Genomic DNA, 13,590 nt, shown 5'->3' on the forward strand with positions numbered 1-13,590 from the left:
TTCAGCGTGGCCGACTGCGGCGGTGGCGGTATCAGGTCGAGTCATACCGTTGCCGGCGCGGTTCGTTGTATGTGTGTACCCATGTGGGCGTTCAAAGTGATCAGGTAGGCAGTCAACCCTGCCAGCGCGGGAACGAGCGGTGCGGCTATCGGAGCGACGAGCACGACGACCGCCACCACGAGCGCACCGAATACCAGGGTTGCGATCGACGCTGCCCTGATCCAGACGTACTCCCGTCGTCCGGAGGCCACGTCGTCGAGCAGCGACACCATCGTTCCGGTGACGAACGTCGTGGTCAGCGCGCCCGGAGCTTTCATACGGCGGGCGACGACGGTCTGTACCGCCATGGCCACAGCGGACAGACAGATCAACATGAGTACGACTTGCGGTCCAGCGTTGTCGTGGGCCACCGACCACGTCACCATGATCGCGATCTGAGCTGCAGCACCCACAGCCAGCAGTGAAATCGATTTACGTTCAACATGTTCTGGCGTTCCTCGGGTGCAGCGCAGTGCCCTCCACGCGGTCAGCGCGAACACCACGATCGCGAAGCTCGCTCCGATCACGACGTGCCCGTAAGCATTTCGGCCGACCATCCCGACCAGGATCAAATTTCCGGTCATGTTCGCTGTGAAAATCCCTCCGAGCAGGATGAATGCGAACGCGTCGGCACCTCCCGCGCCGAACGAGAGCAGGAGAGTGGTGGCGTGTTGCGATGCCGAAGACCGATGTATCGATTTCGCTGCGGGAGTGGACACCTCAGAAGTGTCGCCGCCGAGACCGGATTTGCGATTGAGTCGAATGACCTGAGGTCTGTGCCTCGTTCGGTCTCGCACGCGGATGGTCGAGTCATTCGACTGATGGCATAGACCGACGAAAACTCGATACTGGGCACGCGCGGGCACCGTTGTGCCGTGCCGGACCGCGATTACAGGAGCGCCATGGACACCCACGATCTCACACCTCCGGACATCGCGATCCGCAGTCAAGGCGCACCGGGTGTGCCCGCATCGGGGTGCGGACCTGGTCGAGACAAGAGGCCGAAACAGAAAGACGATCACCACCCGTCCGCTGGGTGGGGAGCGGCACGCAGCGTCGGGAAGGTGCTGTTCTCGAGCAAGGAAGTGCTGTCCGGCACACGCGCGATGGTGACGATGAACCACGAGCAGAGCGGCTTCGACTGCCCGGGATGCGCCTGGCCCGACGACCGGAACGGCCTGCACCTGGATTTGTGCGAAAACGGTATCAAGCACGTCACATGGGAGATGACCAGGAAGCGCGTCGACCGCGACTTCTTCGACCGCCACACCGTCAGCGAATTGGCCGGGTGGAGCGACTTCGCGCTCGAGGACCAGGGACGATTGACCGAACCGATGGTCTACGACCCGATCACCGACAAATATGTCCCCATCGAGTGGGACGCGGCGTTCGAGCTGGTCGGTTCCGCGCTCCGCGAGCTACGCAACCCGAACAGTGCCGCGTTCTACACTTCGGGCCGGCTCAGCAACGAAGCGACGTTCCTCTATCAGCTGTGGGCACGCGAGTTCGGTACCAACAACCTCCCCGACTGTTCGAACATGTGCCACGAGGCCAGCGGCCGCGCTTTGCAAGCTGCTCTCGGGACAGGTAAGGGCACCGCCGACATCGACGACTGGGACGAAGCGGAGGCTCTGTTCGTGATGGGCGTGAACGCCGCGTCGAACGCGCCGCGCATGTTGACCGCTCTGGCCGAAGCCCATCGACGCGGCGCGCAGATCGTGCACGTCAATCCGCTCGTCGAGGCTGCGTCACGGCGCACCATCGTCCCGCACGAGTTCGGCGCGATGGCAACCTTTCACGCCACGAAGACGGGCACCTTCGACGTGCAGCCTCGGATCGGTGGCGATCTCGCACTTCTTCGCGGCATCGCCAAGGTCCTCTTCGAGCTGCACCCCACTGACCCCTCCGTCATCGACATGGATTTCGTCGCAGCCAACACCGCAGGATTCGAGGAATACCGCGCCTGTTGCGAACGTGAGAGCTGGGCGGACATCGTTCTTCAATCCGGGGTCGACGAGCGCACGATCCGCAAGGTCGCCGATATCTACCGTCGGTCGAACAAGACGATCATCAGCTGGTGCCTCGGTCTGACCCAGCAAGAGCACGGCGTCGACACGGTCCGGGAAATCGTCAATCTTTTGCTGCTCAGGGGCAACATCGGCCGCCCGGGCACCGGGCCGTCCCCGGTGCGCGGACACAGCAACGTTCAAGGCAACCGCACCTGCGGCATCGATCACCGCCCGACACAACAGTTCCTCGACACCCTGGCCGAGGTGTGTCGTATCGCTCCGCCCCGGGCACACGGTCTCGACACGGTCGGCACCATTGCAGGGATGCACGATCGAACGGTGTCGGTGTTCGTCGGCATGGGCGGGAACTTCGCGCTCGCAACACCGGACCCGGCCTACACCTTTGAAGCGCTGCGCCGCTGCGCACTGACCGTGCAGGTCAGCACGAAACTCAATCGAAGTCACCTCGTACACGGGCGGGCAGCGCTGATTTTGCCCTGCATCGGACGCACCGAACGTGATGAACAACGAAGCGGCCTGCAGAGTGTCAGCGTCGAAGACGCGATGAGCCGAGTCCACCTGTCCAAGGGGTCACGCAAGCCGCCCTCGCCGCTACTGAAGTCCGAACCCGCAATCATCGCCGGACTAGCCCGCGCGACACTGCCGAACAGCGACACCGCCTGGGAAGAGTACGTCGACAACTACGACAGGATTCGCGACGTCATGGCGCGCGTTCTTCCTGGCTTCGAGGACTTCAACCTCCGCGTCCGTGAGCGGAACGGCTTCCGTATAACCCAACCGGCGCGCGAGCTGAACTTCCACACCCCATCCGAACGTGCCGAATTCTCCACTGCAGCAATGGGAGATGTTCTCCCGCCCACCGGATACATGATGCTGGGCACCATGCGATCACACGACCAGTGGAACACCACCGTGTACTCGGACAACGACCGCTACCGGGGAGTGAAGAATCTACGAACCCTGGTGTTCATGAACCGTCGCGACATGGAGCGCCTCGAGCTCCCGGAGTTCGCGGCCGTCGACATCACCAGCTTCGCCAAGGACGGGACTACCCGACATGTCTACGGCTACACCGCGGTCGCGTACGACATCCCCGAAGGCAATGCAGCCGGCTACATGCCCGAGCTGAACGTGTTGTGCCCGATCGGCGACTTCAGCGAGCAGAGCGACCAGCCGCTCATGAAGCATCTGACGGTGAAAATCATGGCCAGTCAGCCATAACCGGGCCGGACCGCCGAGCAGCCTGAGGTGCGGCGGCAGGTGGTCAGACGCTCGGAGAGGGCGCCACCGTAGTCGTGTGCGGCGGTGTGGACTCGACGAAGCAGCAGAAGATCACCCCGGCAAGTCCACCGATGATCGTGATCACCAGGACGGTCAACCACAGCAGCGTTGTCAGTTCGAGAACGGTCAGAACGAACAGCATCAGCACGAGCGGAGTTCCGCAGTGGATCGAGCGACGCCCAGAGGTGCCGGCGAGCCAATGAAGCGACCCGATGGTTTGCGCCGTGTCCTCGTACACGGCACCATGCGCGACGACGTCGAGTCGGGGTATCGGCTGGGTGACGGCCGGCCGGGCTGACGGCGCAGCGTCGTGCGGGGCAAGAACCGTTGTGGCGTGGCTGATCACGGATGTGTTCCGCACCCCGCCGCCTCCCGTAGGCGATGCAGTGGGCACAGTGGCTCCTCCAAGCGGGTTCGCCCTATCTCGAGGGATGTGACTTCTCCAGCAGCCCGGCGCGCCGGAGCCACTCGGCCGGACAGGTCCAGGCGTATAGAGCACGACCTCTCTGCCGCGCGAGACGACGAGCGGCGGCGCCATCGGCCGATCAGCTAGTGCAGGGGCGTGCGGGCAGAGGGTCATGAGATCGGGCGCGTTCTGGGTGCGACCACATGGTCGGTCGGTACGGGCGCAGCAAGTGAGGCCGCCGAGGACAACGCCACACTCATTACGGCGATAAGCACGCCCGCGGTCCCCAGCAGGATCCATACCGTAATGCTGGCGTGTTTCCATCCCGCAGAGAGAGAGGCGCTGGTCGAGTTCGCGGCCAGGATCGTTCCGATGACCGCGACGCCGAGTGATGCGCCGACCTGTTTCGCTGTGGAGACCATGCTGGCGGCGACTCCCGCCTGGTCGTCGGGCAGTTCCGAGACGGCCGTGTCGTTGATCGGCGCGTTGAGCAACCCATACCCCGCTCCGAACACCAGGTAGGGGGCGGCGAGCCAGTAAAGCGGTGTGCTCGCGCCGGTCAGCAGCAACAATGCCGCCCCGAGTGCCAGTGCGCTGCCCGCGACAAGCAGAGGTGTGCGTGGGCCCCGGCTACTGAGCAAACGGCCGGATATCGGTGCGGTGATGATGGTGGCGACCGCCAGCGGCAATGTCAGCAGTCCGGCCTCGGACGGACTGAGATCGCGGACAGTCTGCAGGTACAAAGTGTTGGCGAACATCAGACCGGAGAAGGCGAAAAATCCTAGGACCGACATGGCGAAGGCACTGGAGAAGGCGTAATTGGTGAACAGTTCGAGCCGTACGAGGGGCTCGGGGTGCCGCCGCTCCCACGCAATCAACACCACCAGCGACAGCGCTGCGAGTACCAGGGCGACGAGGATGGACGGGGAGGTCCAACTTCGTCGCCCGCCCTCGATGATCCCGAAGACCAACGTGATGAGGAAGAACATCACCAGAATCTGCCCGAACGGGTCGAAGCGTCTCGGCTGCAACGCTTTCGATTCTGGAACGACGTACAGCGTGGCGAGGACTGCGATGATGCCGATTGGGACGTTGAGCCAGAAGATCGACTTCCAGCCGACAGAATCGACGAGGAACCCTCCGACGAGTGGGCCGGCGGCGATGCCGACGCCGCTGGTCGCTGCCCACCATCCGATTGCTCGTGCGCGCGCTGCTGATTCGGTGAAGACGTTGGTCACGATTGCAAGTGCGACGGGGACCAGCATGGATCCGCCGACTGCTTGAACGACTCGGAACGAGACCAGCCATTGTTCGCTGGTCGATATCCCGCACATAGCCGACCCGAAAGTGAAGATAGCCAAACCAATTGCGAAGGTGCGCTTTCGACCGAAACGGTCTGCGATCGATCCCGACAGCATCAGCAAGCTGGCCAGCACCAACAGGTATGCGTCGACGGTCCATTGCAGTGTCGACAACGACGCATCCAAGTCACGGGCGATCGACGGCAGGGCAACGTTGACGATGGTGTTGTCCAAGGATGCAACGAGCACGCTGCTGCAGCAGATAGCGAGAATGGCGTAACGGGTGGCCGACGACGTGGTCGGGGACGTCGGCGGGAGGTCGGTTGAGGTCATGCGGGTCCTTCGTTTCAGCAGCGCGATCCGTAGCCGCAATCGATCCCATGAGTGGTGGTCGGTGACAACGAGTATGTCGCGCCGTCGGCGGGCCCGTCATGCGTCAATTGACGCGTCATCGGATGCGGTGTTCGATGCGAACAGTGTTGTGCGACAGTCACTTGGGTCGTTTGACGCATGACAAGGACTATCGAATCGGGCGAGCATACGACGACACGAGCTGCCGCGGGATGCGACATCCGATTCGGTCACCGGCAAACGGCTGCTTCCTGAATTCGTTTGGAAAGGGGTACACGCGATGGCAGCACAGTGGTGCTCTCACGACAATCGCGCAGTCTCCGCTCGCCGACGCCGCGACAGTCTCGACGGTTCACCAGCCAGCTCGACTGCTTGTTCGTCCCGGTCCGATATGCCTGTCGGCTCGCGGGCCACAGGCACGGAGCTAATGGTCGTCGACGACCAGGGCGTCGACGGCGGCGCGCTTCCGGTCGGTATTCTGCACGCTTACGCCCATATTCGCCGCGCTGCCGCGTACTCGAACGGTGCCCGAGGCGTGGCGTCATTGAATATCGCCGGTGCCATCACAGCAGCTGCCAATCACGTCGTCGACGGCGATCTCGATGACCAGTTCCGCGCCGATGTGTGCCACTGCAGGAGCGTGTCCGAAGTAGGCGCGGCCGTCGATCAGATGCTCGCCGACCGTGCATCTGTCTTGCTGGGACAGACCGGTGGATCGAAGATGACTGTTCGACCTTCCGATGTATCAGCCCTACAGGATCCGTCGCACAGCTTCATGGCCGCTGCGACGATCGCGACAGCTGTCGAAGTCTCTCGAGTGCTGCTGCCCGGCGCGGTGCTGTTCCGGAACGCGATTGTGGAGTTCAGCCGGCGCCTGGACAGCGATGCGGCGCTCGATGTCGGCGATCCAGCAGCGGCAAGCGCAGCCGCCGCATGCATGAAGAGATGGGCGCGGCGCATACTGCTGACTGTCGATGCGGCACAGAAATCGACCGACCGGCCGTTGACCGTTTATCTCGGCCCCGCAGACTCCGACCCCAGTGCACCTGCACTCGACATCAACTCTGTCGCACGGTATCTCGCCGACTCGACAGGGCTCCCTCTCCAGGGGACAGGACGTAGACGGCTCGGCGACTCGAACACGATATCCGCGCTGTTCAACAGCGTCGAAGCAGTCGCCTCTGTGATCGAACAAACAACGCAGCAGATAGCTTTCGCAGGGAAGCCATATTTCGCATCGGAAAGCGCACGACGTGTGGGTGCAGCGAACGCGGTGCACACGATCTATTCGACTGCGTGCCAGAGAACAGCCGGCGTCTGCGCAAGCGTTCTCGCACCGCGCCAACGCCGCATCGAATCGGGTGACGTCGTTCCGCCGGTCCCTCTGCACGGCTGGGCCGCCGACCTGCTGACCGTGACCACGTCGTTGAGCGATGCCATCACCGAACTGAGATCCTCGGTCGTCGAGCCACTCGCTCGGCGCGCCGTCGCTCCGGCATGTCGAATCGCCTAGCAGGCACAGGAAACACGGAGAACAGCCGAACCAGCAAATGCGGGGGAAGTAGGTCGACGATGAGTGTGTGGATGTTCACCGGCCCCCAGTCCGGCGTGGTCGGCGCGTTGGTCACTCGGCTGCTGAGCGACGGGGACGACGTAGTCGAACTCGTTCCCCGAGATAGTGCCGGTAGTCCTCCATCGAGGGCTGGTGCCCGCCGCACCGCAGCAATCTCTATCGGTGACATCGGCGATCCCCGTGATGCCGATCGGGCAGTCGAGGAAGTGGTCGAGATGTTCGGCGGACTGGACTTCCTGGTCAACGGCCCTGCACCGCGCGCCGACCCGCCCGCTGGCGGCGCTACGACGTTGCACGTCAACCCATTCGGCATCGTCAACATGACACGCGCAGCGGCGCATGTGTTCCGCGCCCAAAACAGTGGGCGCGTGTTCAACATGCACACCGCACCGACCCTCCTCGGCGATCACCGGGCCCATGACGACCGGAAACCTGCACTGTTCAGTTGCACGATGTTGGGCGAAGGCCTCAGAGCTTTGCTCGAGCCGTCGGCAGATCTGACGGTGGTGCAGACGTACATGCTCGACAAGCCTGAGCGAGGCTCGTGGCACGCGGCCGCCGAGGCCCTGCATCGGGCTGCACGGTGTGGCAGGCCGCCGGCCAACCTCGAGATCCGGCCGGATCTGACGTTGTGCGGCGCACCGACGACCATTTCGGAGCAGCTGCCACCCAGCGGGTCATTTGACTCAGGCGTTCGGTGCTGCGGTCAGAAATCATTGCGCTACAACCTGTCCGCTCCTGCCAAGGTCCATCGACACTGTCCCAAGGAACCTCCATGAAGATCTCTCGTCTCGCCACTATCGCCGGATCGGCCGTTCTGACAGTGGCCGCCAGCCTCGCTCTCGCCGGCCCTGCACTTGCCGACGACAACGCTTCCACCCACGACGTGTACGTGCACCTCCCGCGCGGGGCTCACCTCCCAGTGCCGCCTGGTTCGATTCCCGTGGGGGCTTCCACAATCCACTACCAGCCTTCCGACATCGGACGCGACATCGTCCGGGTCGAGGCGTTTCCCGGCCTCGACTACAGCAGGTTCGTCGTGATCGGTGCAAGTCAATTCACCGCTTACGGCGAGCCTTTCGCCACGGAAACCGAATGCTTCGACCTCGGGAACTTCCTGGTGAATCAGAAGGAAGAGACGAATTTCCTCTGTCAGTGGCAGCCGGGCGGCTTCCAGTTGTTCGTCGAATAGGCACTGTGAACGTCACTGCCTGCGCCGCCGATCTCACCGCAGCGCAGGGGCTGTGCGCGGACCGCCGCGAGAAAGGACATCCATGACCAGCCTTGCCGACTTCATCGATCCATCTATGCCGCCCAGCGGAACAGGTTGTGCCGAGTGCGACCAGTCGGGCAGTTGGTGGGTGCACCTGCGACGGTGCGCCAAATGCGGCCATATCGGTTGCTGTGACGATTCCCTGAACCGTCATGCCAGCGCGCACGCGGCTGCCACGGGCCACCGCATCATCCAGAGTTTCGAACCCGACGAAATGTGGTTCTGGGATTACGGATCTGCCCAGTTCGCCGACAGCGGCCCTGCCCTCGCACCTCCGCGAAGCCATCCCGACACGCAATCGGTGCCCGGACCCGCCGAACGACTACCCCGTAATTGGCCCGAAATGCTCGGCTAATTCCCCAGCCCCCAACCAACAAGGAGACAGACACCATGGCTTACTTCACCACAACCGACGGAACCGAGATCTACTACACCGAGCAGGGCACCGGAAAACCGGTACTACTCAGCCACGGCTGGCCGTTGTCCTCGGACGCGTGGCAGGTCGAGCTGAAACTGCTCGCCGACGCCGGCTACCGCGCCATCGCACACGATCGCCGCGGCCACGGCCGGTCGTCGAAAACCTACGACGGCAACGACATGGACACCTACGCGCGCGATCTCGCCGAACTCGTCGAGCACCTCGACCTGCAGGATCTGACGCTCATCGGACACTCGACCGGGGGAGGTGAAGTCGTCCGCTACGCGGCACAACACGGCGGCACGCGGGTATCGAAGGTGATCACCGCCGGTGCAGTCCCCCCGATCATGGTCAAGTCCGACGCCAACCCCGACGGCACACCCATCGAGGTGTTCGACGGTATCCGTGCTGGCGTCCTCGGTGACCGGTCGCAGTTCTACCTCGAACTCGCCGAGTCCTTCTTCGGCGCCAACCGCGACGGCTCGCACGTCTCACAGGGAGCAAAGTACGACTTCTGGCGTCAAGGCATGCTGGTCAACCTCGCGGCCGCCTACGACTGCGTCAAGGCGTTCTCCGAGACCGACTTCACCGAGGATCTCAAAGCCCTGGCCGTGCCGATCCTGATCGCCCAGGGCGACGACGATCAGATCGTTCCGGTCGCCGACGCCGCACACAAGTCCATCGAACTGGTCAAGGACGGCACCTTGAAGATCTATCCCGGTGCACCGCACGGCATCTACGGCAACTACCAGAAGGCCTTGGACGCAGACATCCTCGCGTTCATCGCCGACTAATTCTTCATGATGCCGTGGCACCGGAATTCGCGAGTTTCCGGTGCCGCGGCATCGCCGTAGTGCGCACGAACTTCGCCGACGAGAGGCAGCTCGACCATGGGACACCCCACCGAAGTCGTGCAGGTGTATGGACGAAGCCAGTGCCGCCGCGCCTTCGAAATCCGAGATTTCCTCAGCCGCAGCGTCGTTCATTTCTCCTGGACTGCAGTTGATACCGATTTCGACTGCACCCGGCTCATCGGATTGCCCCTCACGGACGCGGGCCTACCGATCGTCGATCTTCCCGGCGGGACACGCCTGCGCTCGCCGAGCGTCACCGAGATCGCGAACCGGCTCGGCTGGGTCAAACAGCCGAAACTGCGTGAATACGACGTATCGATCTACGGTGCGGGCCCGGCGGGACTATCTGCTGCGGTCTACGCGGCATCGGAAGGTCTCAGTGTGGTCGTCCTGGAGCGGGACGCGATCGGTGGCCAAGCCGGCTACAGCAGCCTGATCGAACACTACCTGGGTTTCCCTGGTGGTATATCCGGCCGAGAACTGGCAGAGCGGGCCCGTCAGCAAGCGGTATCCTTCGGAGCGGAGCTTCTGCTCATGCGAGACGGATGGCGAGCCCAGTTCGAGGACAACCGCGTTCGCACCATCCTCAACGATGGAACCACTCTGGTGGCGAGGTCCAACATCTGCGCAACCGGAGTCGAGTGGCGGCGCTTGGGTCTGGCCCGCGAGGACGAATTCATCGGCCGCGGCCTGTTCTACGGCGCCGGAACCAGCGAAGCACCGAACTGTGAAGACCTCGAGGTTTTCGTGGTCGGTGGCGGAAACTCGGCAAGTCAAGCGGCGATGAACCTGTCCGCCTACGCCAAACACGTCACCATGCTGGTTCGCGGAACGAACCTGTCGGCCACGTTGTCCGCTTACCTCGAACAACGGGTGACACAACAGCCGAACGTCACGATCCGCACGTGCAGCAGGGTCACCGAACTCGACGGCACCGGCAGCCTCACCTCCATTCGAATCGAAGACTCTCGAACCGGCGTCGCCGAATCTGTCGACACCGCTCGACTGTTCGTGTGCATCGGGGGCGAACCCGACACCGAATGGGCGGCGCAGACACCGGTTGTCCGCGATCACCACGGATTCCTCGTCACCGGCTCAGACCTCGAAGAAAGCCCCCGCAGATCCACCTGGCCGTTGGAGCGGACACCGTTTCATCTGGAAACCGCGGTGCCGGGTTCGTTCGCCGCTGGCGATGTCCGGCGCAACTCCGTCAGACAGGTCGCGTCGGCTGTCGGTGAAGGTGCCATGGCGGTGACCTTCGTCCACCACTATCTCTCGACCGTCCTCGCGTAGCCGGGCCCGCATTCACCCGGCCATCGACGATTCCTCGGGGCTCATCTGCTCGTCGTAGCGGATCAACGCATCACGCAGCGCGGAGCGTTTTGTGATTTGGAGCTTGGGAAATGCGCGATACAGATGGCCGCTGACGGTGCGGGCCGACAAGTACAACTGCAGCCCGATTTCTTTGTTGGTCAGCCCTGATGCAGCCATCGACGCGATTCGATGTTCCTGCCCAGTCAGCTCGGCGAATGTGAACCCGGTCGAATCGCGCTGCGCAGTGCCTGCCGCGCGTAGTTCCTCTTCGGCCCGTCGCGTCCATGGTTCGGCGCCGAGCCGGTCGAACAGATCCGCTGCGTGCGTCAACTGGCGGCGACTGTCGAGGATGCGATGATTGCGTCGCAGCCACTCCCCGTAGGCCAGTGCTACCCGAGGTAGATCGAACGACCAACCCACCTTTCGGATCTCTCCGAGCGCAAGCTCGAACAACGCATCGTTGTCGTTCTCGGCCAGGATTGCCTCCGCAGCCAACATCAGTGCCGCATGACGCATCGACCAGAAATTGGGCTTTCCGGCGCGCACCCCGTCGAGATACACGAGACCGTCGTGCGGTCGGCCCAGTCGTACAGAGCATTCGACGAAATCGATCATCTCCAGCGGACCGTAGGGACTACGCAGCCACCGAACTACCGACACCTCGTTGTACCGCACCTGTTCGAAGGCTGCTTCGTGTCGATTGCGCGAGACCAGGTCGATGACTGCCGCGGCACCGTAGACGTCCGCTGCGACATTGGCTACCGCGTCCATCGAACACTGATACTTCGTTGAGAGATCGCCGCGCAGAGTGGCCGTGAGCAGATCGAGTGTCTGCCTGTGCACGCCGAAAAGACCTGGTGACTGCTTCCGCTCACCAGGCGCGCCCAGGGCGTCGGTGTCGGCGGACTTGTATTGTCCCCGATCGACCGAAGCCGCTTCGTTTTTCATCGACGCAATTTCGGCAGTGATGGGACACAGACGTGTTCGCAAGTCGAAGCGCTCGTTGAGCCACCGATATTGACGAGGGTGCCACGACAGGAAAGGCAGAGCGAGATGCAGTAGCGCGGGCTTCCACGGCTCCCCGCCGCGCAACGAGGCCAACACCGCACCCTGCAGGGCACGATCGTCGAGCGCGCACGCCGCCGCAGAACCGGTCTGTGTCAAAGTTCGGCTCAGAAGGACGTTGATCGGGTCCAACGCGTGCTGGAAGGCATCGGCCATCTCAGCGGCCCGCCCGAGAGCGTCGACATCGCCGTCGGTCACCGCGTAGGCGAAGCAGGATGCGATCAACTGGTTGAGTGAATCCGGATGCGCGGGCTGCGTCAGCGCATCGACCGAGATCATGACCTCATCGAGCACCGATCGGATGTCTCCTCCGGAGACGAACTCCAGAAATGCTGTGGTGGCGGCCATGCCTGCGGCATCGGACCGGTACGAGTGACTTCTCTCCCGGGCCACGACTGCGCGCGCAAGAGACAGATACCCGGCAAATGCTGCGATCGATCCGGCTCGTGCGAGGAGCATCGATGTACGGGAGGTCTCGGCGGCGACGGCAGCCGCGCGGCACAACACCAGGACAGCAGATCGGTACCTCAGTGCTGCAACGAGATCCTCGGCGAGAAATTCGAGACGGTCTGCCAAATCGTCGTTCGAGGTGTCGGTCGCAAGGGATTGATGAAGCAAGCGAACGTGATTGGGGAGCGTACGGTCGGCGGCGAGCTCGTGGTGTGCAGTGAGTAGTTCCTCGGTGGTTGCCTCGGCATGGATGAGCAGTCGTGCGGTCGCATCGGCCGACGCGGCACCGCGTGCGCGGCGCCCGATGTCCGGCGCGACGTCACCTTCCTGAATCGCACGAACAACGTTCTGCAGAAGAACATCTCGCAGAACAGCGGTCCGCTCGGCCGGGTGGAAAGTGTCGACGACCTGCCTTCCCGCGTTCCTGAGGAGGCCGGTTACGACCGGAACGGGGGTCAGGTCGAGGTTGACACGACCGGTCTCGCTGCGCGCGAGTTCGATCGCTGCCAGTGGATTACCGCCGGCACGGGCGTGCAACTCTCGCACGTCCATCGTCCCCGCTCTAAAACCTCTGTGCTGCAGTAGTGCACCGATTTCGTCAGTGGTCATCGGTTGCAGGGTGTGCATCGAGAACTCGCGCCAGACGCACGGCGGGGTCATCTCTGTGAAGGTGGCGATGCACCGGACATCATGGTCGTACACAGCGGCTTTGATGCGAACCGCGACAATGTCGCGGTCCACCGGAGACAGATGATGGAAGTCGTCGATCAGCAGCAGTACGGGCGTGTTGCCGGGCGCAGCAGCGGAAAGACTGCCGGCGGGTGCCGGTGTACATGCCAGGTCGATCGCGCCAAGGATCTGCTCTGCGCTGTCTGTTCCGGCGCCGCAGTGCACCGCGTGTACGAGGTGACCGCGCCCGCGAGCGGCGTGACCGATTGCGTTGGCAAGCGCAGACTTTCCCATCCCTCGGCCACCGGTGATCATGATGATTCGCCGGTGGCCGGGCTCGGGTGCCAGGCACCGGCGGGATTCGTCGAGTAGACCGTCGCGTCCGATCAGCGGCTGCGCGGCGGGCTCGCGTTCCTGCATGGTTGCCCTCCTCACTCGTGCCCACTGTGTCGGCAAAACACTAAATCGAGTCAGAAGCGCGTACATCGCATGTTTGGGTCACCTACATCGCATGGTCGGGCGAAGCGGTGAACAAACTGCTGTATTACCCACCTCGGCGGGTGTTC

11 protein-coding genes are annotated in these 13,590 nt (G+C 63.2%); 7 read left to right on the forward strand and 4 right to left on the reverse strand.

The genetic code is table 11. The features are described from left to right. Positions 1 to 41: 41 nt before the first annotated feature. A complete protein-coding gene (locus A3K89_RS06320; protein WP_084423623.1) occupies positions 42 to 1,061 on the reverse strand; it encodes a YoaK family protein in 1,020 nt (339 codons plus the stop codon). Between A3K89_RS06320 and A3K89_RS06325 the strand changes: the two genes are divergently transcribed. After that, positions 942 to 3,290 carry an FdhF/YdeP family oxidoreductase gene (locus tag A3K89_RS06325; protein WP_084423624.1) on the forward strand — a complete coding sequence of 783 codons (2,349 nt, stop codon included), beginning with the start codon at positions 942 to 944 and terminating at the stop codon, positions 3,288 to 3,290. The genes A3K89_RS06320 and A3K89_RS06325 overlap by 120 nt on opposite strands. 43 nt (positions 3,291 to 3,333) lie before the next feature. On the opposite strand, the gene A3K89_RS06330 is transcribed toward A3K89_RS06325, so the two are convergent. Both A3K89_RS06330 and A3K89_RS06335 read right to left on the reverse strand, forming a co-directional pair. Continuing rightward, positions 3,334 to 3,744, reverse strand: coding sequence for a hypothetical protein (locus tag A3K89_RS06330; RefSeq protein ID WP_157105253.1), 411 nt, complete (start codon positions 3,742 to 3,744; stop codon positions 3,334 to 3,336). A gap of 182 nt (positions 3,745 to 3,926) precedes the next feature. Next, positions 3,927 to 5,390, reverse strand: coding sequence for a DHA2 family efflux MFS transporter permease subunit (locus A3K89_RS06335; RefSeq protein ID WP_068423383.1), 1,464 nt, complete (start codon positions 5,388 to 5,390; stop codon positions 3,927 to 3,929). 445 nt (positions 5,391 to 5,835) lie between these two features. Here A3K89_RS06335 and A3K89_RS06340 point away from each other — a divergent pair, with 445 nt between their 5' ends. The 6 genes from A3K89_RS06340 (at position 5,836) to A3K89_RS06360 (ending at position 10,819) form a co-directional block, all read left to right on the forward strand. After that, a complete protein-coding gene (locus A3K89_RS06340; protein ID WP_068423384.1) occupies positions 5,836 to 6,921 on the forward strand; it encodes a hypothetical protein in 1,086 nt (361 codons plus the stop codon). A 71-nt stretch (positions 6,922 to 6,992) separates the two neighbouring features. After that, a complete protein-coding gene (locus tag A3K89_RS06345; protein ID WP_254303457.1) occupies positions 6,993 to 7,760 on the forward strand; it encodes an SDR family oxidoreductase in 768 nt (255 codons plus the stop codon). Further along, complete coding sequence (locus A3K89_RS06350; RefSeq protein ID WP_068423386.1) at positions 7,757 to 8,173, forward strand: hypothetical protein; 417 nt, start codon at positions 7,757 to 7,759, stop codon at positions 8,171 to 8,173. Before A3K89_RS06345 ends, A3K89_RS06350 begins: the two co-directional genes overlap by 4 nt. 82 nt (positions 8,174 to 8,255) lie before the next feature. Beyond that, the gene (locus A3K89_RS25330) at positions 8,256 to 8,609 is read left to right on the forward strand and encodes a UBP-type zinc finger domain-containing protein (protein WP_084423626.1); all 354 of its coding nucleotides are present in this window, start codon (positions 8,256 to 8,258) and stop codon (positions 8,607 to 8,609) included. A 35-nt stretch (positions 8,610 to 8,644) separates the two neighbouring features. After that, complete coding sequence (locus A3K89_RS06355; protein ID WP_068423387.1) at positions 8,645 to 9,466, forward strand: alpha/beta fold hydrolase; 822 nt, start codon at positions 8,645 to 8,647, stop codon at positions 9,464 to 9,466. A 96-nt stretch (positions 9,467 to 9,562) separates the two neighbouring features. Continuing rightward, the gene (locus A3K89_RS06360) at positions 9,563 to 10,819 is read left to right on the forward strand and encodes an NAD(P)/FAD-dependent oxidoreductase (protein WP_068423388.1); all 1,257 of its coding nucleotides are present in this window, start codon (positions 9,563 to 9,565) and stop codon (positions 10,817 to 10,819) included. A 12-nt stretch (positions 10,820 to 10,831) separates the two neighbouring features. Here the strand turns inward: A3K89_RS06360 and A3K89_RS06365 are convergent, their stop codons facing one another. Next, on the reverse strand, positions 10,832 to 13,444 hold the full coding sequence (locus A3K89_RS06365; protein ID WP_068423389.1) for a helix-turn-helix transcriptional regulator: 2,613 nt from the start codon (positions 13,442 to 13,444) through the stop codon (positions 10,832 to 10,834). Between the last annotated feature and the right edge of the window lie 146 nt (positions 13,445 to 13,590).

The sequence above is a fragment of the Rhodococcoides kyotonense genome, assembly GCF_001645385.1.
In the GTDB taxonomy this organism is placed as follows: Bacteria; Actinomycetota; Actinomycetes; order Mycobacteriales; family Mycobacteriaceae; genus Rhodococcoides; species Rhodococcoides kyotonensis_B.

Excerpts from the sequence above, each read along its gene's own strand:
- A3K89_RS06325 (WP_084423624.1), top strand. The coding sequence starts at position 942 with ATGGACACCCACGATCTCACACCTCCGGACATCGCGATCCGCAGTCAA.
- A3K89_RS06335 (WP_068423383.1), bottom strand. The coding sequence starts at position 5,390 with ATGACCTCAACCGACCTCCCGCCGACGTCCCCGACCACGTCGTCGGCC.
- A3K89_RS06340 (WP_068423384.1), top strand. The coding sequence starts at position 5,836 with ATGGTCGTCGACGACCAGGGCGTCGACGGCGGCGCGCTTCCGGTCGGT.
- A3K89_RS06345 (WP_254303457.1), top strand. The coding sequence starts at position 6,993 with ATGTTCACCGGCCCCCAGTCCGGCGTGGTCGGCGCGTTGGTCACTCGG.
- A3K89_RS06350 (WP_068423386.1), top strand. The coding sequence starts at position 7,757 with ATGAAGATCTCTCGTCTCGCCACTATCGCCGGATCGGCCGTTCTGACA.
- A3K89_RS25330 (WP_084423626.1), top strand. The coding sequence starts at position 8,256 with ATGACCAGCCTTGCCGACTTCATCGATCCATCTATGCCGCCCAGCGGA.
- A3K89_RS06355 (WP_068423387.1), top strand. The coding sequence starts at position 8,645 with ATGGCTTACTTCACCACAACCGACGGAACCGAGATCTACTACACCGAG.
- A3K89_RS06360 (WP_068423388.1), top strand. The coding sequence starts at position 9,563 with ATGGGACACCCCACCGAAGTCGTGCAGGTGTATGGACGAAGCCAGTGC.
- A3K89_RS06365 (WP_068423389.1), bottom strand. The coding sequence starts at position 13,444 with ATGCAGGAACGCGAGCCCGCCGCGCAGCCGCTGATCGGACGCGACGGT.